The 22,451-nt window shown below is 39.8% G+C and carries 13 protein-coding genes and 5 pseudogenes; 10 read left to right on the forward strand and 8 right to left on the reverse strand.

Annotation, left to right across the window (positions count from 1 at the left end; genetic code table 11):
- Positions 1–15 precede the first annotated feature (15 nt).
- Entirely contained in the window at positions 16–600 is a 585-nt protein-coding gene (locus IPK31_05620) for a WG repeat-containing protein (protein ID MBK8087453.1), read from the forward strand.
- A gap of 68 nt (positions 601–668) precedes the next feature.
- Here IPK31_05620 and IPK31_05625 read toward each other — a convergent pair.
- The 6 genes and pseudogenes from IPK31_05625 to IPK31_05650 all read right to left on the reverse strand — a co-directional run bounded on the left by IPK31_05625 (position 669) and on the right by IPK31_05650 (position 9,451).
- Positions 669–4,000 (reverse strand): annotated as a pseudogene (locus tag IPK31_05625) (methylmalonyl-CoA mutase family protein).
- 158 nt (positions 4,001–4,158) lie between these two features.
- Positions 4,159–4,824, reverse strand: a complete 666-nt coding sequence (locus IPK31_05630; GenBank protein MBK8087454.1) for a RagB/SusD family nutrient uptake outer membrane protein — start codon at positions 4,822–4,824, stop codon at positions 4,159–4,161.
- Positions 4,822–5,004 (reverse strand): annotated as a pseudogene (locus tag IPK31_05635) (RagB/SusD family nutrient uptake outer membrane protein). The gene IPK31_05630 and the pseudogene IPK31_05635 overlap by 3 nt, the downstream one beginning before the upstream one ends.
- A 14-nt stretch (positions 5,005–5,018) precedes the next feature.
- On the reverse strand, positions 5,019–5,513 hold the full coding sequence (locus tag IPK31_05640) for a RagB/SusD family nutrient uptake outer membrane protein (protein ID MBK8087455.1): 495 nt from the start codon (positions 5,511–5,513) through the stop codon (positions 5,019–5,021).
- A gap of 24 nt (positions 5,514–5,537) precedes the next feature.
- Positions 5,538–8,603, reverse strand: a complete 3,066-nt coding sequence (locus IPK31_05645) for a TonB-dependent receptor (GenBank protein MBK8087456.1) — start codon at positions 8,601–8,603, stop codon at positions 5,538–5,540.
- A gap of 152 nt (positions 8,604–8,755) precedes the next feature.
- Positions 8,756–9,451 (reverse strand): zinc metallopeptidase, encoded by a 696-nt coding sequence (locus tag IPK31_05650; protein ID MBK8087457.1) that lies wholly within the window; start codon positions 9,449–9,451, stop codon positions 8,756–8,758.
- 508 nt (positions 9,452–9,959) lie between these two features.
- Here IPK31_05650 and radA point away from each other — a divergent pair.
- The 9 genes and pseudogenes from radA (at position 9,960) to IPK31_05695 (ending at position 18,931) form a co-directional block, all read left to right on the forward strand.
- Positions 9,960–11,354 (forward strand): DNA repair protein RadA, encoded by a 1,395-nt coding sequence (gene radA / locus IPK31_05655; protein ID MBK8087458.1) that lies wholly within the window; start codon positions 9,960–9,962, stop codon positions 11,352–11,354.
- A gap of 122 nt (positions 11,355–11,476) precedes the next feature.
- Complete coding sequence (locus IPK31_05660; GenBank protein ID MBK8087459.1) at positions 11,477–12,181, forward strand: ComF family protein; 705 nt, start codon at positions 11,477–11,479, stop codon at positions 12,179–12,181.
- A gap of 99 nt (positions 12,182–12,280) precedes the next feature.
- Positions 12,281–13,654 carry a hypothetical protein gene (locus IPK31_05665; protein ID MBK8087460.1) on the forward strand — a complete coding sequence of 458 codons (1,374 nt, stop codon included), beginning with the start codon at positions 12,281–12,283 and terminating at the stop codon, positions 13,652–13,654.
- Between the two features lie 166 nt (positions 13,655–13,820).
- Complete coding sequence (locus IPK31_05670) at positions 13,821–14,303, forward strand: glutathione peroxidase (GenBank protein ID MBK8087461.1); 483 nt, start codon at positions 13,821–13,823, stop codon at positions 14,301–14,303.
- A 101-nt stretch (positions 14,304–14,404) separates the two neighbouring features.
- Complete coding sequence (locus IPK31_05675; protein ID MBK8087462.1) at positions 14,405–14,587, forward strand: hypothetical protein; 183 nt, start codon at positions 14,405–14,407, stop codon at positions 14,585–14,587.
- Complete coding sequence (locus tag IPK31_05680; protein MBK8087463.1) at positions 14,575–14,895, forward strand: type II toxin-antitoxin system RelE/ParE family toxin; 321 nt, start codon at positions 14,575–14,577, stop codon at positions 14,893–14,895. The genes IPK31_05675 and IPK31_05680 overlap by 13 nt, the downstream gene beginning before the upstream one ends.
- Positions 14,896–14,957: 62 nt before the next feature.
- Positions 14,958–16,137 (forward strand): annotated as a pseudogene (locus IPK31_05685) (hypothetical protein).
- A gap of 431 nt (positions 16,138–16,568) precedes the next feature.
- A pseudogene (locus tag IPK31_05690) lies at positions 16,569–17,951 on the forward strand (hypothetical protein).
- 284 nt (positions 17,952–18,235) lie between these two features.
- Entirely contained in the window at positions 18,236–18,931 is a 696-nt protein-coding gene (locus IPK31_05695; protein ID MBK8087464.1) for an alpha/beta hydrolase, read from the forward strand.
- 17 nt (positions 18,932–18,948) lie between these two features.
- Here IPK31_05695 and IPK31_05700 read toward each other — a convergent pair whose 3' ends face one another.
- Both IPK31_05700 and IPK31_05705 read right to left on the reverse strand, forming a co-directional pair.
- Complete coding sequence (locus IPK31_05700) at positions 18,949–19,455, reverse strand: hypothetical protein (GenBank protein MBK8087465.1); 507 nt, start codon at positions 19,453–19,455, stop codon at positions 18,949–18,951.
- A 17-nt stretch (positions 19,456–19,472) separates the two neighbouring features.
- Positions 19,473–22,423 (reverse strand): annotated as a pseudogene (locus tag IPK31_05705) (serine hydrolase).
- Positions 22,424–22,451: the final 28 nt, after the last annotated feature.

Here is a 22,451-nt window from a genome sequence, read left to right on the forward strand (position 1 = left end):
TAAAACAGATGAATCATGAAAAATTATTTCTTTTTATTCATCCTTTTTTGGTCAATACAGGCATCTGCACAAAGCTGGGCCAAACAATATGATTTTGTTGATGATTGTGTTTGTGGTCTTGCCAAAGTAAGTAAGGATGGCAAGTTTGGTTATGTTACAAAATCAGGTGAATTAGTTGTACCGCTTGTTTATGATGAAGCATTGACTTTTAGTGAAGGTAGAGCAGGCGTACGCAAGGGAAACAAATGGGGTTATTTAGACAGTACAGGCAAAGTTGTTGTTGAGCCAATGTATGAGGAAGTTTCTTCTTTTCACGACAGTATTGCCTGTGTGAAAAAAAATGAAAAATTTGGATACATCAATTACCAGATGCAGGTTATCATTCCGTTTGAATATGAAATGGCCCGGGGATTTTCTGAAGGACTGGCGCCTGTTGGTAACAGCAAAGGCCTGTGGGGTTATATCAATTTGAAAGGAAGAATCGTTCTTCCGTTTGCTTACAACTTTGCCGATTTATTTACTGACGGGAAAGCCCGTGTTTTGAAAAACGGCGAGTTTATGATGATTGATAAAGAAGGGAAAAAAGTTAAAGAAGAGTAGTGATACTGTTTTTCGATTTAAAAAAAGGGCTCCATCGGGCCCTTTTGTATTTATAGAATAAAATTCTTTTACATATTCCTCCTGTACTGTCCGCCTACTTCATACAAAGCATGAGTTATCTGTCCAAGCGAACAATACTTTGCTGTTTCCATCAGCTGTGCAAAGATATTTCCGTTTCTTACGGCAACTTCTTTCAGTTTCTTTATTTCATCTGCCGCTCTGTGTTCATTCCTTTTCCAGAAATTGTGAAGGTTAGTGATCTGTTGTTCTTTTTCTTCGGTTGTACTGCGAATCACTTCCTGTGGCAAAATAGTGGGACTCCCGTTTTTATTTAAGAATGTATTTACACCAATCAACGGCAATTCGCCTGTATGTTTCTGATGTTCGTAGTATAAACTTTCTTCCTGAATTTTATTGCGCTGATACATACGTTCCATCGAACCTAATACACCACCACGTTCTGTTATGCGGTTGAATTCATTCATCACCGCTTCTTCAACCAAATCAGTTAACTCTTCCATTAAGAAAGAACCCTGATTAGGGTTTTCATTCTTAGCCGTACCCAGTTCCCTGTTAATGATCAACTGAATAGCCATCGCCCTTCTTACACTTTCTTCTGTTGGTGTAGTAATCGCTTCATCATATGCATTGGTGTGAAGTGAATTACAGTTATCATAAATCGCATACAAAGCCTGAAGCGTTGTTCTGATATCGTTGAAATCAATTTCCTGCGCATGCAATGAGCGACCGGAAGTTTGGATATGATACTTCAGCATCTGGCTGCGTTTGTTGGCTTTATATTTATAACGCATTGCCTTTGCCCAGATCTTTCTGGAAACTCTTCCTATAACGCTGTATTCAGGATCCATGCCATTGCTGAAGAAGAAAGAAAGATTCGGAGCAAAATCATCAATATTCATTCCCCTGCTTAAATAATATTCAATGTAAGTGAAGCCGTTTGCTAATGTAAACGCTAATTGTGTGATAGGATTTGCACCTGCTTCTGCAATATGGTATCCGCTGATGCTTACACTGTAAAAATTGCGTACGTTCTGTTGAATAAAATATTCTTGTACATCTCCCATTAACTTCAATGCAAACTCTGTCGAGAAGATGCAGGTATTCTGTGCCTGGTCTTCCTTTAAAATATCAGCCTGCACTGTTCCTCTCACCTGTTGCAGTGCTGCCTGTTTACGTTGAGCATATACATCAGCTGGTAATACTTCGTCACCACTTAAACCGAGAAGTTTTAAACCAAGTCCGTTATTGCCGGAAGGTAATTCACCGGGAGAAGATGTATTATTATAAAGAGGTTTGGGTTGTGATTTGAATTTTTCTTCTGCCAGTTTTTTTACTTCCTCCCATTTACCATTCGCTTCAATCCATTTTTCACATTGCTGATCAATCGCTGCATTCATAAAGAAAGCAAGTAACATTGGAGCCGGACCATTGATGGTCATGCTTACTGATGTCTTTGGATCGCAGAGATCAAAACCACTGTATAATTTTTTAGCATCATCAACAGTTGCAATACTTACACCACTGTTTCCAACCTTACCATAAATATCCGGACGATGAGCAGGATCCTCACCATACAGCGTTACACTGTCGAATGCAGTTGATAAACGAATAGCCGGTTGATCCAATGAAACATAGTGAAAGCGTTTGTTGGTTCTTTCAGGACCACCTTCACCTGCAAACATTCTTGTTGGGTCTTCTCCTTCACGTTTTAATGGAAACACGCCAGCAGCAAAAGGAAAACTGCCCGGCACATTTTCCTGTGCCTGCCATTTTAATAAATCGCCCCAGTCTTTATATTTCGGCAGCACCACTTTTGGAATTCTTGTTCCACTTAAACTGGTGCTGAACATGGGTTGCTTAATTACCTTGTCTCTTACTTTATATTCATAGAAATCCTGCTGATAAGCTTTTACTTTTTCAGGCCAGTGTGCTATGAGTTTTTTGGCAACTGGTGTTTGCTGATCAGTATAAAATTGAATTTGCTGATGAATTGTTTCCAGAAGAGAAGAGTCTGCTTTGTCTTTGATGATCTCCAATGCACCATGCAACTGATAAAGTTTCGAAGCGATTGCTGCCTGGTCGATCACTAATTGATTGTAATCTTTAACGGCATCTGCAATTTCGCTTAGGTAACGGACTCTTGCCGGAGGAATGATCAGTGTTTTACTTACCGTATCCTTATGAACAAAATGTTCTACATCTCCAAACTTCACTTTTGTTTTTGCTTCAACGGTCTGCATCAATTTTTCAAACAATTCATTTACTCCGGCATCATTGAATTGTGATGCAATTGTTCCGATGATCGGCAAGTCTTCATCTTTCGCCATGAAAAGCTGGTGATTCCGTTTGTATTGCTTGCGAACATCAGCCAATGCATCCAATGCTCCTGCTTTATCAAATTTGTTGATGGTGATTACATCAGCATAATCAAGCATGTTGATTTTTCCAGTTGCGACGCCGCACCATACTCCGGTGTCATGACATACAAACTCACATCACAGTAATCAAGAATCGATGCATCACTTTGTCCAACACCTGCGCTTTCAAGAATAATAAAATCAAAGCCGGCTTCCTTACAAATATCAATTGCTTCCTGTACATGTACACTCAATGCTTTATCGCTTTCTCTTGTTGCCAAACTCCGCATATAGGCTCTGGGGCCAGAGATAGAATTCATACGGATACGATCACCTAACAACGCACCACCTGTTTTCTTTTTCGATGGATCAACAGAAAGCACTGCAATTGTTTTATCTGCAAATGCATTTAAATACCGGCGAACGATTTCATCTGTTACAGATGATTTACCTGCGCCGCCTGTGCCGGTGATGCCAAGAACAGGAATAGTTGTTACAGGTTTCTGGTTCTCTGTTACCGGTTGTCCATTCTCAGCATTGGTAATTTTTCTTGCAATCTTTCTTACATCCTTCACTTCACCCAGAGTCATTGCACTTTTATAATCACCTGTTCCATTCAGTGAGATATCACATTGTTTAATCACATCTTCAATCATTCCTTCCAATCCCATATGCCGGCCATCATCAGGCGAATAAATTCTGCTGATGCCATATTGATGCAGCTCCTCAATTTCAGATGGGAGAATTGTTCCACCGCCACCACCAAATATTTTGATATGACCGCATCCATTTTCTTCCAGCAAATCTTTCATGTATTTGAAAAATTCTACATGCCCGCCCTGGTAACTGGTGATGGCAATTCCCTGCGCATCTTCTTCAATGGCGCATTCTACTATTTCATGTACGCTCCGATTATGACCAAGATGAATAATTTCAGCACCCTTGCTCTGCATAATACGGCGCATGATGTTAATAGCAGCATCATGGCCATCAAATAAACTGGCAGCAGTAACAATGCGTATTTTATTGAAGGAGAATAACTCATATTATATATTAGCGATAATCAACTAACAGATGTTTGCAAAAATAGTTAATTCTCATGCAAGGTAACAGGTAATAAAAAAATGCCCCCTGGACCGGGAGCATTTTTTGGTCTTGAAGATTTTCCTTCTTAAAAAAATTAGTACCCAGGGTTTTGCGCCAAGTCAGGATTAACATTTCTTTCTCTTAACGGAATAGGGAACGTCATTTTATCTGCGTTCCAGGCATTGCCGTCTACAGTTAACCTTAAGCGCTTTGCATCCCACAAACCTTGTCCTTCAAATGCAAGCTCCAGCTCTCTTTCATCCAATATCTGCTGCAATGTAGGTGCTACGAGTAACACTAACCCTGCCCTGCCCCTGGTTTTGTGCAAATCTGTTTCTGGTGTTGCTCCAATAGTTGTACCTAAACGCCTGTTGCACTCGGCTCGGGTCAAGTACGCTTCAGCCAAACGCATAAGTTTTACGTTTTTGTAAATATCTCTCCATTTACCACAACGCCATTCACCATATTCAAAGAAGAAAAGATTAAGGCGGGTATCAAGTAAACTGTATTTATTGTAATGAGCAGCGGTAACTTCTATGTCACCATCCCTTGCACCATATGTATCAGTGCTGAAAAAAGTAAAGCAACTGTTAGTGCCGGCCTGATCTGTAACCTGCATTGCAAACAAATCTTCCGTTGTATTGGCTGAGTTGTTGAAAGCATTGCTATAATTACCCACAAGCGAGAACCCATTTGCTTCAGCAACAGTAACACAGCGATTAGCAGCATCTCTTGCTTCTGCAAACTTTTCTTGTTGCAAATAAACTCTTGCGAGCGCTAATGATGCGGAAGGTTTATTTGCATAAAAACCATTCTTTGCAGGAAGATCAGTTTCTGCCTGGGTAAGATCGGTAATTATTTGCTGATAAACTGCTTCAACGGTTGCCCTTGGTATTAAATACGCAGCATCCTGAGGAGCATTAGGGCCAGGAGCTGTAATAAGAGGAACCCCTTTTAAAGAAGAAGCAGTCCCGGCAAAGTAAGGCTTTTCTCAAAAAACTTAATCAACTCAAAATATGCTAAAGCTCTTTGAAATTTCGCCTCTGCAGCAACCTTCGCCTGATCTGCAGTTGCAACAACTGCAATATTTGCCAGGATATTATTTGCATTAAATATAACTCTGTAAGCCTGTGTGTAGGTTGCGGCTACGTTACTGTTACTTATTAGAATAGCTTTACTCCATATTTGCCTGGGTTCAGGAAAAGTACCAACCCAGTTTAAGTCGCCTCCACTTCCCATAAGCTCGCTCATCCATAGTACATCACCACCAAATAAGCTTGCAGCTCCCATAGCTGCATAGTTACCAACCAGCACTTTCTTTACTTTATCACTGGTAGAGAAAGCGTCTTCCGCAGCTATGGACTGGGGATTAACAAGGTCTAATTTCTTGTCGCAGGCTGTCATGGAAACAAGACCAGCCAATGCTATAAATATTGATATTTTTTTCATGATAATCTTTTGAGGTTTGGTTAATTAGAGTCCAACAGTTAAACCAACAACAATACTTTTGATTTGTGGTGCTGCATAAAAGTCACTTCCCTGGTTTACGTTACCGGCACGATAATCGGTGTTTACTTCAGGATCCCAGCCGGGATACTTAGTGAAGGTTAAAAGGTTAACACCGCTCACATAAATACGTGCATTAGAAAGTTTGGCTTTGTTAAGAATATTTTGAGGTAGGTTGTAACCTATCGTCAAATTTTTCAAACGAACATACGTGGCATCGTATATAAACCTTGTGCTCATACTTGGACTGTCAAAATCACCAAATCTGTTTAAGCGTGCCTCTGGTACATTTGTAATGTCGCCTGGTTTTTTCCAACGTTTCAGTTGATCACGTGTTTGGTTATCAAACCAGTCTGCACTTGCACTCATAAATCCACCTGCACCATCCTGTACCTGATTGCCAAATACTCCCTGAAACAGGAAATTCAATTCAAGACCTTTCCAGGTAATAGTGTTGCTAATACCAGCAATCCAATCCGGATTCGGGTCACCTATAATGAACTTTCCGGCATCGCCATAAACGTTGGTTGTTGTTTTGTCATCCTGCTCATAAAACAATGGATCACCATTTGCAGGATCTACTCCGGCATATTTAACACCATAAAAAATACCGATGGGTTGGCCAATAATTACAGCATTTGAAAACCGTGCGTCGCTCGGCAATATTTCCTTCTGCTCTCCATCCAGTTTAAGCATTTTATTTCTATTTCTTGCGGCGTTTATGTTTGTTGTCCACTTGAAATTACGGGTAACGACGTTTACAGAATTAAGTGAAAGTTCGATACCCTTGTTTTCCATTTCGCCGATGTTTCCTAAAACAGAAGTTGTTCCTGAAGGTGAAGGAGTTGGTACAGCCAGCAACATATCTGTCGTCTTTTTATTGTACCAGCTGAACTCACCACTTAAACGATTGTTAAACAATCCGAATTCAAAACCAACATCCATCGTTGTTACTTTTTCCCAACGAAGATCATCATTTCCGAAATTAGTTATTCTCAACCCCGCACCTGTTGAACCGTATTTTACACTTCCGTATTGTGGTATTGATGAATAAAAACCTACCCCTGAGTTGTTACCAACGATACCATAACTGGCACGAAGTTTTAAGAAACTTAGCCATTTGCTTTTTTTCATAAACTCTTCATCGCTTATGATCCAGCCAGCAGACACACTTGGAAATGTACCATACTTGTAATTGCTTCCAAATCTTGAATCACCATCTATTCTCGCATTTAAGCTAAGTAAATATTTGCGATTAAAACTATAGTTGGCACGGACAAAATAAGAAACAAGATTATTCATATCATGTGTTGTGCTGCCTCCTGTAATTGTGCTTGCACCAGCCAATGTTGTAATGGATTCATCTGCGAAATTTTCACCCTCTACGAACGAATATTCATCATAGCGGTTCTCAAAACTCATACCTAAGGTAGCATCTACTTTATGCTTTTCGTTAACTGTGGTTACATAATTAAAGTAATTGTTTGTTGTCCATCGTGTATTTCTAAACCATTGTGCCCATGCTGCGCCACCAATACCAGCACCACCGTCAGTGCGGCTTCCCCAAAAACGTTCGTCGCTCTGATTCACCATATCAAGACCCAGTTCATTGCGAAGTGTAAGTCCTTTTGCAATCCTGCTTTCAGCATAAATATTCCCCTGATTCCGATAGCCTTTCGCATTATTCTCTGCATCTTCCACATCAATCAAACCATTATAATAAGTTGTAGTTGGAGTATTATATAAGACCCCTGCCTGATTCCTGAAAGGAGTGATTGGAGACATTGCCACTAATTGCATTGGTGTGTTAAATGCATTATCAGCAGACAGCCTTTTCCTGTCTGTTTTGCTAAGACTCATATTCAATCCCATTTTTAACCAATTGTTTAATTGGTTATCCATGTTGAAACGCAAACTCAGTCTTTTGAATTTGTTTGCAATCAAAATACCATCCTGATTATTGATACCAGTACTAAAATAAAATTTGTTTCTTTCAGTACCACCCTGTGCGCTTAATTCAATATTACTTGTACGGGCATCTTCATTGAATGCTGCGTCTTCCCAATTATTGTCAGTTTGCAGAGTTCTCCAATCGCTGTATCCACTGTAACGGGTAAAGCGATTTTCTACGTATGTGGTCATATCTGTAATGGCTGCTGCTTCACTTGCATATCCTCTCCAGTTACCGGCTCTGTTGTAGTGATACTTCGCTGTATTGATAGCAGCTTCTTTAAACAACTCAATATATTCTGCAGCATTTAAAAAACCTCTTTTATTAGTTGGATTTTGAACTCCATACTGTGTGTTAAGAGTAAATTTTGTTTTGCCTGCTTTACCTCTTTTGGTTGTGATAAGAATAACACCATTTGCAGCACGGCTACCATAAATAGCTGCAGCAGATGCATCTTTTAGGATGTCAAAAGACTCGACATCATTAAAGTTGATATCAGACGAAGCACTTCCAAAAACACCACCAACGAGAGGTACTCCATCTACAACATACAGAGGATCATTACTGCCATTGAGTGAACTGGCACCACGAATTCTTATTTTAATACCCTCACCAATTTTACCATTTTGTGCTTCTACAAAAACACCCGCTGCCCGTCCTTGCAAAGTCTGGGCTAAATCAGCCACTGGCATATTTTGGACCTCAGATCCTTTCACTCTTGCAATAACACTTGTTACTTCCCTCTTTACCTGGGTACCATAACCTGTAATTACAACCTCATTTAAGTTCTTTGACGCTTGACTAAGTGTAATGTTTACAACATTACCTTTTACATCGACTTCCTGATCATCAAACCCAATACTTGAAAAAATTAACGAGTTTAATCTTTTAGGCATTTTAATAGAATAAGTTCCATCATTACCCGTAGATGTCCCAACTTCTGACCCCTTTACTTTAACTGAAACCCCTGAAAGAGCAGTTCCATTTGCATCAGTTACTTTACCAGTAACTTCTCTGGCTTGCGCCCAAGACTGACATGTAATGGCCAGCAGGCTAATCAATAAGAATAGCAGTTTTCTCATGCGTTGTTGTTTTTAGTTTAGATTTTTTCAAAAATAGCAGTATTCCTGCAAAATAAAACATATGTTAAAATATTGACAGTGTGTTTGCAGAGATTGCTGCACACCGTTCATATAAAAGCTTATTTGGTTGGAATTCAATCCATTCCAAAAAACTAATCATCTCGGCGGGCGAGATAAATCAGAATATATTGTACCAGGGTAACAATGGAAGCCAAAGCTGCAACAACGTAAGTTGTGGCTGCCCACTTGAGCGCATCTTTAGCTCCCGGATACTCTGATTGATTTGTAACATTTGTCCGGTTGAGCCAAGCAAGCGCCCGGTTGCTGGCATCAAACTCCACCGGCAGGGTTATGAGGGAAAAAACAGTTGTTGCCCCAAAAAGGAGAATTCCTATTAATAATACGGTCGGATTCCCACCACCAAAACCCATAATACCGATGCCAATTGCCAGAATCCATTGTGACAATGTGGTGCTAACCTGAACTACAGGTACTAATCGGGAACGGAGCATCAGCCATTGATAGGCGGTTGCGTGTTGAACTGCATGTCCGCATTCATGGGCCGATACAGCAGCAGCGGCTATAGAGCTGGTATTGTATACGTCCGGGCTGAGATTTACAGTTTTTGTTGCAGGATTATAATGATCGCTCAGAAAGCCATTTACCGAAACTACTTTCACGTCATAAATGCCATTTTCCCTGAGCATTTTTTCAGCAATATCCCTGCCTGTTAAGCCATTCAGAAGGGGCTGCTTACTGTACTGTTTAAACTTGGTTTTTAACCTCGTTTGAACTAAAAAACCGATTCCCATAAAAAGGAGTGAAACGAACAGGATTCCGGGTGTCATTTTATTTTTTTTAATGTAACAAACCATCCATCAAATTAGTTTCCAAATTAAAAAAATGTCAAAAACTGGCATCAGTAAATAATGCTTAAGTCGTTTTGGCAGAAGCAGTTACGTTTGCAGGTAGCCGTAAGCAAAATTATTTATTTTCTTTCCCCTGAAAAAAATTATAACTAATTGATAACCATATTATAAGATATACTTAAAACAGGCCCCTAAATCAGGAGCACCTGTATATACTTTTGAAGAAATTTATTCACATTGCCCAAAAATAATTTTGTAATGTGCCCGCAATTTGTAATTTAGCAAAAGAATTTAATGGGTTAGTAAGTACAAAGGGTTGGAAGAAATTCCAGCCCTTTTACTTTTAATAAACTGCCGGTTCTTCTTCATTTATTTTTGCAATTTTTTCTCCTTTTCTTTATTTTCTTTTGTTTCAATCATCATAAAAAATATTTTTAATTCAATTCGTTTTTTTTGATGCACTTTTATAAACTTCGAATGGAATTATATGAGTAAAATAAAATCATCTTTTTTTTGTCAGAATTGTGGATACGAATCTGCCAAATGGGTTGGAAAATGTCCTTCCTGTAATGAATGGAATACGTTTGCTGAAGAAATTATCACAAAAGAAAAAACCAACCCGCAAAAACAATCCTGGAAAGAAACTGCAGGTAATGGTGAAATGAAAACCATTTCACTAAGCGAAGTAAAAAGCAGTGAAGAAAAAAGAATCCTAACACAGGATGCAGAATTAAACCGTGTTCTTGGAGGCGGAATTGTTCCGGGCAGTATTGTATTAATTGCCGGTGAACCCGGAATTGGGAAATCAACTTTGTTTTTACAAATTGGGCTTCACTTAAAAAATGTAACAACATTATATGTAAGTGGCGAAGAAAGTGAGCAGCAGATTAAAATGCGTGCTGACCGTTTACAGATGAGCAATGAAGATTTTTATCTGCTCACTGAAACATCAACACATACTATTTTCCAGGAAATAAAAAAACTGAAACCACAATTAGTAATCATTGATTCTATTCAAACTTTACAAACTCCTTATATTGAAAGTGGACCCGGAAGTATTTCACAAATAAGAGAAACTGCTGCAGAATTACAACGCTTTGCGAAAGAAACGCATACGCCTGTTTTTTTGATCGGGCACATCACAAAAGATGGAAGCATTGCAGGGCCAAAAATCCTGGAACACATGGTGGACACGGTTTTGCAGTTCGAAGGTGACCGTCATTATGCCTACAGAATTTTAAGAACGATGAAGAATCGTTTTGGCTCAACATCTGAATTAGGCATCTATGAAATGACTGAAAGCGGTATGCGTCCTGTTAATAATCCAAGTGAAATTTTAATCACACAAAAAGATGATGAGTTAAGCGGTATTGCAATTGCTGCAACCATGGAAGGTATGCGTCCTTTGTTAATTGAAGTACAGGCATTGGTTACTCAAAGTGTGTACGGAACTCCGCAACGAACAGTTAGCGGTTTTGATTTAAGACGTTTACAATTGTTATTAGCCGTGTTAGAAAAACGTGGAGGATTTCATTTTGGCATGAAGGATGTTTTCTTAAATATTGCCGGAGGAATAAAAGTAGAAGATCCATCCATTGATCTTGCTGTGATCTGTGCACTGTTATCAAGTTATGAAGATGTGCCGTTGAATCCGCATTTTTGTTTTGCCGGTGAAGTTGGCTTAAGTGGTGAGATAAGAGCAGTAAACAGAATTGATCAGCGGATTGCTGAAGCCGAGAAGCTTGGTTTTGAAAAAATTATCATCAGCAAATACAATCTTGGCCATCAAAAAGGAAATGAAAAAAAATTACAACAGAAGTATAATATTGAAGTAATCACCATGGGGAAGGTAGAAGAACTGTATCAATACCTGTTTCAATAAACGTTTGCCACGAACCTGTCTGCCGACAGGCAGGTTACACGAATGCGCACGAGAAAAAATCTAAACCGCTTGCACTTGAGTTGGTGATTGGAATTTCTGAATTAGTTTTTTATCTTTCTTTCATGATCAGCACCGCTAAATGGTTACATGATTTTTCTCATCTTTTTTTCCCTCATACCTGTGCCGGATGTGGCAGTGATTTGCTGGAAAATGATCAGACCGTTTGCCTCCGTTGCCAGGCAAATTTGCCCGAAACCGGCTTTTTTGCCCTTCCCGGCAACCCAATTGAAAAAATATTTTATGGGCGGTTGGAGGTAAAATTGGCAGGTGCAGGGTATTATTTCACCAAAAGCTCCGTTTTGCAGCGGCTCATCCATCAACTTAAATACAACGGAAACCAGGAAGTCGGCCGCCAATTGGGCCAATGGTTGGGGATTCAGCTAAAAAATAGCGGTCGCTTCAGCGAAATTGATGCCCTGATTCCCCTTCCTCTCTTCCCCGATAAGGAAAAGAAGCGTGGGTATAACCAAGCAGCTGTTTTAAGTGAAGGAATAGCTGATATACTGAATATACCTGTCTTAAAAAATATCGTTCTGCGGAAAAGGTATACTGATACCCAAACCAAAAAAGGCCGCAGCGAAAGATGGGTGAATGTGGAGGGAAGTTTTGAAATCAGCGACCGATCTCAACTGAAAAGCAAAAAACTGTTACTGGTTGATGACGTAATTACTACCGGTGCAACAATGGAGGCTTGCGGGCATGCCATCAAACAAATTGAGCAAACGGAATTAAGTATTGCTACGCTGGCCTGGGCAAGTAATGATTAACAGCTTCCATTCCGGAAGGATTAAATACAGTTTAACAGATACATTACAACCAATCGTTAACGCTTCCTTATTTTTACACTTCTGAAAACTAATTTCTATATACTGCTTATCCTAATTTTTGCATTTGCTACATCCTGCAGCAAAGAAAAACTCGATACCGGTAACGAATCAAAGCTGACTCTCGCAAATGACAGTATTCATTTTGATACGGTATTTACAACAGCAGGTTCCATCACAAAATATTTTCTCATTAAAAATGAAAACAGGCAGAAGATCAGGATAACTAACCTGCAGTTGATGGGTGGTTCAGCTTCTAACTTTAAAATAAATGTTGACGGGAGCCCGGGAGTTCAATTCAACGGAATTGAAATTGAAGGAAATGACAGCATGTATGTTTTTGTGAATGTGAACGTGAATCCTAATGCAGCGAACCAGCCATTTGTCATCAGGGATAGTATCAAGATTGAATGGAACGGTAATACCAGTTTCAAACAATTAGAAGCATGGGGGCAAAATGCCAATTATATAAGAAGTACAGTTTTGCAAGGAAATTTTACATGGAACAAAACCCTGCCTTATGTAATTCTTGGCGGCCTGATTGTTGACACAAACTCTGTTCTCACTATTCAGTCCGGTACAAGAATTTATTTAAATGCAGATGCACCATTTATTGTTGATGGTACATTGATCGTTAACGGAACAAAAAGCGACAGTGTTGTTTTTCGTGCTAACCGGTTAGATGATCCGTACAAAGATTATCCCGGAGCATGGCCGGGCATTTATTTCCGTGGAAGCAGTATTAATAATCAACTTACTTATACATATATCAGTAATGCATACCAGGGATTGGTTGCTGAAAAACCATCCACCAATGCAAATCCAAAACTTACGCTGAACAATTGTGTACTGGATAATATCTATGACATTGGTTTATTTGGGATCAACAGCAGCATTGTTGCCAACAACAGTTTGATCAGTAATTGCGGAAATAATATTGCATTGATTTATGGTGGTACTTATCAATTCAATCACTGCACAGTGATTACAGTTTCCAACTCGTTTATTCAACATAAGAATCCGGTATTAACTGCCACCAATTATGTAAAACAAAACAATCAAACATTTACAGCGCCTTTAACTGCAACATTCACCAACAGTATTTTGTGGGGCGACAGAGGTTTGGTTGATAACGAAGTATTGGTTCAGAAAGAAGGAACAGACGTCACCAACCTCATCCTGCAAAATGTATTGTTCAAAGCAAAAACCGATCCTTCCAATACAAGCTTTACCAATGTAATACGCAATACTGATCCTCAGTTCGACAGTATAGATGTGGTGAAACGGTTTTATGATTTCAGATTAAAGACAGGATCAGCAGCCATCAACAAAGGAACGGTTACGCCTTTGCTTACCGACTTTGATGGATTACCAAGAGTTGGGTTACCAGATCTGGGTGCATACGAAAAGCAATAACTGACAGAATATGATGAACGGGCAAATCTGCTCAGAGACTTGCATGATCTTTGAACATTCTTTCAGAATCATTGTTAAACAATAAATCAATCAACAATATGATACGTATTATTCTCGCCTCGATCATTTTCATTTCATTTGCTTTTACAACAAATGAAAAAAGCCGATTACAAATTCTCAACCTACCATCTATAATTTTAAAGTGGAAGGACTGGAAGGCGGCACAATTAATTTTGCCAACTTCAAAGGAAAAAAGATCCTGATTGTAAATACAGCTTCCAAATGCGGTTACACTCCTCAATACACTGAGTTGGAAGAACTGTATGAAAAGTATAAAGACAAATTAGTGGTGATTGGCTTTCCCGCAAATAATTTTGGCGGACAGGAGCCAGGCACAAATGCAGACATCAAAGAATTCTGCACCGGTACTTATCATATCACTTTTCCAATGGCATCGAAAATCAGTGTAAAGGGCGATGATATGCATCCGCTTTACAAATGGCTCACCAGCAAAGAAAAGAATGGTGTATTGGATGCTGAAATAAAATGGAACTTTAATAAATTTCTGATCAATGAAAACGGACAACTGGTTGCATACTTTGGAAGCAACGTAAAACCGCTGATTGAAGAGATTACAAGTAAGCTATAACCTCAGGTTTCATATCCCTTTGCCTGTGTGTTGTTATAACACACAGGTTTTTTATTTTATGAATCCCGTCATTTATTTTAACTTTAAGAAAATAACTAATCATGTTGCTCAAAAAAGAAGTGTTGAAGAGTTTAAAAGAATTACCTGATGAATTTTCTGTTGATGAAGCAATTGACCGGCTTATTCTTTTACACAAAATCAACAAGGGGCGTGAAGAGATTAAACAAGGCAAAGGACTTACAACTGAGCAGGCAAAGAAAAAGCTGAAGAAATGGCTGAACTGATATGGGCACCATCTGCACTAAAAGATATTGACGAAATAGCCAGATATATTTCCAACGACTCATTACAAGCGGCAGAAAATATGGTTCAATTATTTTTTGACCGTACAGAAGTATTACAAACACATCCTAACTTCGGCAAACCTGTTCCTGAATTGGAAAGTAAACGGTTTCGGGAATTGCCTGTTAGCCGTTACCGAATTATCTATGAAGTAGTTTCAAAAAACAAGATTCACATTCTTACAGTTCATCATCAGTCAAGGTTGCTGGAAAATAATCCAGTTTATAAAAAACGCTTGAAAAGAAAATAAACTGACTTGCTAAATCAGTTACTTCTGGTTTTTTTATTTCCTTCAAATCCTATCTTCGCCACATGCAATTCAGCAACATTATTGGCCAGCAGGAAATCATCCGGCAACTGCAGGAAATGGTTGATCACAACCGCCTGAGCCATGCATTGCTGTTTCTTGGAAAAGAAGGAAGTGGTGCTTTGCCACTTGCCCTTGCTTTCAGTGGTTATGTGGTAAGCCAGAGCGAAAAAAAGTAAACCGGTAGCTGCAACTGTTTCTTTGTTTGGTGAAGAACCGGCTGCAGCAATTTCTTCATCGCATGGAAGTGAACTGGCTGAAAAATACATTCATCCTGATATTCATTACAGTTATCCCGTTATCACAAAAAAAAGCGGCGACAAACCAATCAGTACCGATTACATCACCGAATGGAGAGAATTCATTAAACTTTATCCCTACGGAAATGTGTACGATTGGTTACAGTTTATTGGCGCTGAAAACAAACAGGGAAATATTACCGCTGCAGAATGTGCCGACATCATCCGTAAACTCAACCTCAAAAGTTTTGAGAGCGAATACAAAATCCTCGTTTTGTGGATGGCAGAATTTTTAGGCAAGGAAGGAAATAAATTATTAAAGCTGATTGAAGAACCACCGGCCAATACCCTGTTTGTACTGGTGGCTGAAAATGAAGACATGGTTTTACCCACCATCATCAGCCGTTGCCAGACTGTCCGCATACCACTTATTGAAATAACAGAAGTGGCAACTGCCTTAATAGAACGCAGCAAATTAAATGAAGACCAGGCCAACCAGATTGCCGGAGTCAGCGAAGGCAATTACCGGGAAGCACTTCAACTCATTCAGCATGCAGAAGAAGATTGGCAGGGTTTGCTGAGGGAATGGCTGAATGCGGTTTTGAAAACCGGCCCGGTTGCGCAGGTGAAGTGGGTAGATGTCATCAGTCAGCAGGGAAGGGAAAAACAAAAACAATTCCTACGATATTTTACACACCTGCTGGAGCAGAGCATCCGCCTGCGGACCATGGGTGAAGATCGATTGCCACTTACCGGGGCTGAAAAGGATTTTGCCCTCCGCCTCAACAAACTTTGCGATGTGAGCCAGCAAAAAGCCATAACCGAAGAACTCGACAGGGCTTCCTATTATATAGAACGGAATGCCAACGCCAAAATGCTGTTCATGGCGCTCACCATCAAGCTCTACCATATTATTGCCAATAAATCGGCTATTGAGGTTTCGTAACGGTGAGGGCGGGTGGGTGAGAGTTTCGTCGGTGGGGGGGTGGTTGTGTCGTTCTTATTGTCAGTGCTCAACACAGCCTACGCCCTCGTCGGACAGGCCACCCGATAATAACGGTCAGACGGAGCCTCAGACCAGATGCTGACTATTCCCGAAAAAACTCTATTTTTGATAGATTGACCTGTGATGCATGGTTTGTGAAAAATAACAGGTTGAAACGTGAAAAGAGATTTGTGCAGGCTGTGAATCATTAAATGTCTTCGTTGTGTTAATTACTTCTACATATTACCAGTCATTTGAGGAGGTTTTTGCTCCATAGTAATATGAACGTCCCGCCTGATGCGGGCATGCGACGCAACAAAAGCTTAATAGATATTCTGCTGCTTGCCCCATCCCTTCTTCATTTATTATTCATCTTTTAATTTCTCATTATAATGAGTTGTACAAGTTGTGGTACGGGATCTCCGAACGGATGCAAGAGCAACGGCAGTTGCAGTACAGGTGGCTGTAACAGGCTGAATGTGCATGACTGGCTGGCCAATCTTCCTTTCAGCGACCCCAATGATTGCCGTGTGGTGGAAGTAACTTTCAATAACGGAAGCCGTAAAGAATTTTACCGGAACAATACTTTGCAAACCTTCATTAAAGGTGATATGGTTGCAGTGGAAGGCATGAGCGGATATGATATTGGTATGGTGAACATAAGCGGTGAAATGGTTCGCCTGCAGATGAAAAAGAAAGGGGTGAAGGAAGAAAATCCTGAAATGAAAAAGATCATGCGCCGGGCCAATGAAATGGATCTGCAGAAATGGAAGGAAAGCAAGGATCGTGAAAAACCTGCTTTGGTTAGGGCAAGAGCAGCGGCCATACAAATGAACCTGGATATGAAACTGATTGAAGTGGAATTCCAGGCTGATGGACGAAAAGCAACTTTTTATTATACTGCCGAAGACCGTGTTGATTTCCGTGAACTGATTAAAATCTTTGCCGGAGATTTTAAGATAAAAGTGGAAATGAAACAGATCGGTATTCGCCAGGAAGCAGCCAAGATTGGCGGCATTGGCAGTTGCGGCCGTGAATTTTGCTGCAGCACATGGCTCAGCGATTTCAAAAAGTGTAACCACCACTATTGCCCGTTACCAGAATTTAAGTATTAACCAGGCAAAACTCAGCGGTCAATGCGGCCGTTTGAAATGCTGTTTAAATTTTGAGCTGGATACTTACTTAGATGCTTTACAGAATTTTCCGAACAATGCAGATGTACTTGAACTGAGCAGGGGAACTGCACAGCTCATTAAAAAGATATTTTCAAAAACCTGATGTGGTATGTGCTGCCCGACAGCAACAAACAATATCCAGTTCCAATTGAAAGGGTAAAAGAAATCAGGCTGATGAATGTAAAAGGTCAGCGACCTGATGAATTGGGTGCTGTTGAATTATCTGCAGCCAAAGCAGCAGAAGCGAAAGAAAGTGCACATGTGGAACTGGTAGGCCAAATCAGTTTACAAACACTGGAACGTGACAGCCGCAGAAGAAGAGATAAAGAACAGGGGCAGCAACGGAAACAACAGGACGGTAACAGGCAACAGGGTGGTCAGCAAAAACAACAGCAGCAACAAAGAAGGCCACAACAAAACCGACCACAACAACAAGGTGGTGGAAGTGGTCAGCAAAATAAACAGGGCGGACAGGGTAATCAGCAGCGGCCGCAACAACAACGACCGCCGCAGCAGCAACGGCCTCAACAACAGAAGCCACAGCAGCAGAACAGGCCGCCGCTTGATATTAAAAAGCAGCCGCCAAAAACCGACAGTTAATTAATTGACAGATATTGAAACCCCGACGAAAGTTGGGGTTTTTTAATTCTTATTCTCTTGGAAAATCTTATCCAGTTTCGTTGATTTACATTTCAGCAGCATTCCCTAACTTACTGTAACTATGCCCCGCTGGATGAAACGATCCTTTAAAATTATTGGAATTATCTTACTGCTCTGGCTCATTCTTGCACAAGGCTGTATGAAGATGCGCATCAGTGATAAAAAAGCTAAAAAGGAATTTGCTGATGCTGGTATAAAATTACAAACCCTTATAAAAAACGGTAATGGGTTTCCCCCTGCACTATGCACAAACGGGAAATGACACAATGCCCACTTTGTTATTTGTACACGGGACTCCCGGCAGTTGGGATGCATTTAAAAGTTATTTAAAAAATAAAGAACTCCTACAAAACTATCGTGTCATTTCTGTTGATCGTCCGGGTTTTGGTTATAGCGATTTCGGCAATGCAATGAATCTTACACAGCAAACAGAAATCATTGCTGCCTGGATGGACAGTATCAATAACAATAAACCGTTTATTATTATTGGTCATAGCCTGGGCGGACCGATGGCTGTGAAACTGGCTGCAGCCCGGCCTCATTACACAAAAGCAATTGTATTACTTGCTCCATCACTTGATCCTGCTTTGGAAAAGCCGGAAAAGTGGCGGCCTGTTTTATTTAAAACACCACTAAATTTATTCGTGCCGGGTGTACTGCGCCCAAGCAATGAAGAATTGTGGTACTTAAAAAAAGACTTGAAAGACATGCTGAGTGAATATGAAAAAATAACCTGCCCTGTTTACTTATTGCATGGAAAAAAAGATATGCTTGTTCCTTACTCCAATACTGTGTTTGCAGAAAAAATGCTGACGAAAACAGATTCATTTGTTCTGACAACATTTGAAAAGGAAAATCATTTTATTGTATGGACGAGGGAGAAAGAGATTGTTGAGTTGCTGATGAAGTTGAAACAATAAAGAATCCCTTGTTTATCTTATGAGTTACTGAAAATAGAAAAGTATCTCTTAAACCTTTCGCTGATACTTCTAGTAATACTTCTGGAAATAAAAACAATAGCAGTATTGATAAAAACCATGAAGAATAAAAAACCTACAAACAACTCTTCGCTCCAGCCTTCAACTATTAAATGATACAGATTTTTTATTCCAATTACGTTTGAAATCAGGAAAAACAGAAAAAAAATGATATTTGGTCGAACAGATACTATAAGTTTTGTTTGACCAACTTCCGACTCAGCAATTGTTCCTTTCAGGTAAGATAGCTCAGTTTCGAACCCTTTTATAACACTTAACGACCATTTAGGACTTAACACAAATACATTGGGATAATCAATAAATCTCCCTGTAATATTCACACGTGCATAAAATCCTTTTGTACCATCTATTAACCATTGTAATTGCTCCACAAATTGTTCTTTTGAATACGCTAATAAGTAAACAGACTTAGCTCCAAAAAATGTTTGTACAAAAAAACGAATCATGTGTTTCTATTTGGGTTTTACTGATTCAGTATTACTTTGTACAACGCATCCTGAATCTTCCCCCTTACATTCATCGTCAGTAATTTTGTATTGGTACCGCCATCAGGGTGTACACGGTTGCTTAAAAAATGTACACGATTTTATTTTCCGGATCGGCCCATACACCTGTACCTGTATAACCAGTATGCCCAAATGTTGAAGGCGATACACTCAAAGCAGGATAAGGATCCTTCCTTGTAAGATTATCTTTCTCCGGTTTATCAAAGCCCAATCCTCTTCTGCTGTTGGGGCTTCCGTAAGAAATAAAGAGCTGTACGGTTTCAGGTTTAAAGAATGTTTTATTGCCAATCGTTCCACCATTGTTGAGCATCTGCAGTAATACAGCTAATTCATAAGCGGTACTGAACAATCCTGCATGTCCTGCAATACCACCAAACATGGCTGCACCGGGATCATGCACATCACCTCTTAATAACTGACGGCGAAATTTTTCTTCTCTTTCTGTAGGCACAATACGGTTAATAGGCAAATGCTGCAATGGCAAAAAACCGGTTGCCTGAAAATGCAATGGTTCATAAAATGTTTTGCGTACATACTCATCCAGTGTCATTCCGGTAATCTGCTCAACGATTCTGCCTAAGAAAATAAAATCATTATCACTGTACACATATTTTCCAAAAGGCCCGAGGTCACTTTGCAGAATACGCTGCTTCATGGTATCAACCCAATCTCTTCGCATATAAAAATTATCAGCTACACGAACATCGTATTCTTCAGCCGGTCCATTAGTATAAAGATTTTGAAAAGGAACGCCGCTCACTGTATCCATCGTTTCCCTGAAAAAAGGAATGTACGATTTCAACCCTGCCTGGTGCAGCAGTATATCATGAATCACCAGATCCTGTTTGTTGGTTCCATTCACCCAAGGAAGATAATAGCCGAGCTTTTGCTGCAGATCAAGTTTCCCTTCTTCATACAGTTTCATTACAGAAAGCGTAGTTGCACAAATCTATGTTACAGATGCCATATCAAACACGGATTCAAGTGTCATCGGTTCAGCCTGTTCATAGGTATAATATCCATATGCTTTTTCAAAAACAATCTTTCCATCTTTCACTGCAAGCACCACACAACCCGGTGCTGCTTTTTTTTCAATGGCGTCCGCCGCAATAGAATCAACTGTTGCAAATTTTGTTTCATCTATTTTTTCAACAGGCAATATGGCAGCTTTCACTTCAGCGTATTCAAGTCCTGTTCCGAATGTCAATTCATCACAAACTGTAACAGGTAATTTACCCATTGGCATTAACTTACCTGTAAGAATATCAAATGCTGAGGCCTGTGTAATACTGTCATCTTCATAACAAACCATACTGTTCTTCGCAGTACAGAAATTTTTCATCGCATAAGGATTCCCAAAAGCAAGCAAAACAGATTTCGGCAATTCCAGTAAACGGCTGGCCAACTGAACAGAAGATGAGCTCATGCCAAAATTATTCTGTGGTCTGCGGCTGTAAGCATGCACGCCAACAACTACCTGCTGGTAATTATGTTTGAGCAGTTCAACGAGCGACAAAATAGTACCGGCATCTTTTTTATAAGAAAAGAAGAACACATCTGCTTTCAATTCTTCCCGCATCTTTTTGATCATCACATTATCTGCCGTTATCCCAATTGCCACGTAAGCGATCTTACGCTGTTCATTGGTTGCTTTGTTCATGAACGACATCGTTGCAGCAGATAATGGCAACACATTTTTTTCATTCTTCAGTAACGTAATGGATTTATCAGTAATAAACCGTTTCAGGTTCTCTGTATTTGCATTCAAATCATTCGCAAGGTTGTTAGTATCAATTGGTTTCAATTCACCCAATCCATATAAATATTTTGCTATTAATACACGCTCTAACCTGCTGTTAATATCAGACCAGTGAAGTTTTTTCTTTTTGATTGCATACTTAATTTTCTTAATAGCAGCAGGAACATCACCGGGCAAACAAAGCAAATCATTCCCTGCAATCAGCGACTGTGCGCTTGACTGTCCATCAGGAAAAAACTTTTTTACTCCCTGCATTTCCAATGCATCTGTAAATGTTAATCCTTTGTACTGAAGTTCTTCACGCAGCAGTTTTGTTACATTATTATACGAAAGTGAAGTGGCAACATTTTTTGTATTATCAATTGCAGGAATATACAAGTGAGCAATCATCACACTGCCTACCCCGTTATGAAAAAGTTCACGGAAAGGATATAATTCCAGTGAATCTAATTGCGGTCTTGTTTTATTAATCACCGGCAGATCAAGATGACTGTCCGTATCTGTATCACCATGACCGGGAAAATGTTTAGCACATGCCATCACTCCAACATCCTGCATACCTTTCATACACTGCACACCAAACAGTGCAACTTTATACCTGTCTTCGCCAAAAGAACGGTCATTGATTACGGGATTGTTTGGATTGTTGTTGACGTCAACAACCGGAGCAAAGTTTACCTGTATGCCCATGCGCTTACATTGTTCACCAATCAGCTTTCAGTATTGATAGGCTAACGCAGAATCCTGCACAGCACCCAGCATTAATTGACGTGGTAGAGAAATCACACTGTCTAACCGCATCCCTAATCCCCATTCGCCATCAATCGTAATCAGCAAAGGTGTTTGTGCAATGCTTTGATAATAGTTGGTAAGATTGGCCTGCCGAACCGGTCCACCCTGGAAAAAACAGAGTCCGCCAACATTATATTTTTTAATTTGATCAGTTACCTGTTTAACATGTGCTGCCCCTAAATTACTATGTGCCCTGATGATCATGAGCTGTGCAATCTTCTGATCATTTGTAAGAGTTTGCATCACACTGTCGGCCCAGCGTTTGGCCCGTTCCTGTTTAGTTTGTGATAAAGCGAAATAACCGGAAAGCAATACGGCGGCAGATAAAAGTAATTTTTTCATTCTTATTTTCTTCATTACGAATCAGCTAAAGATAACGAATTAT

The organism is Chitinophagaceae bacterium, assembly GCA_016713085.1.
Lineage (GTDB): Bacteria > Bacteroidota > Bacteroidia > Chitinophagales > Chitinophagaceae > Lacibacter.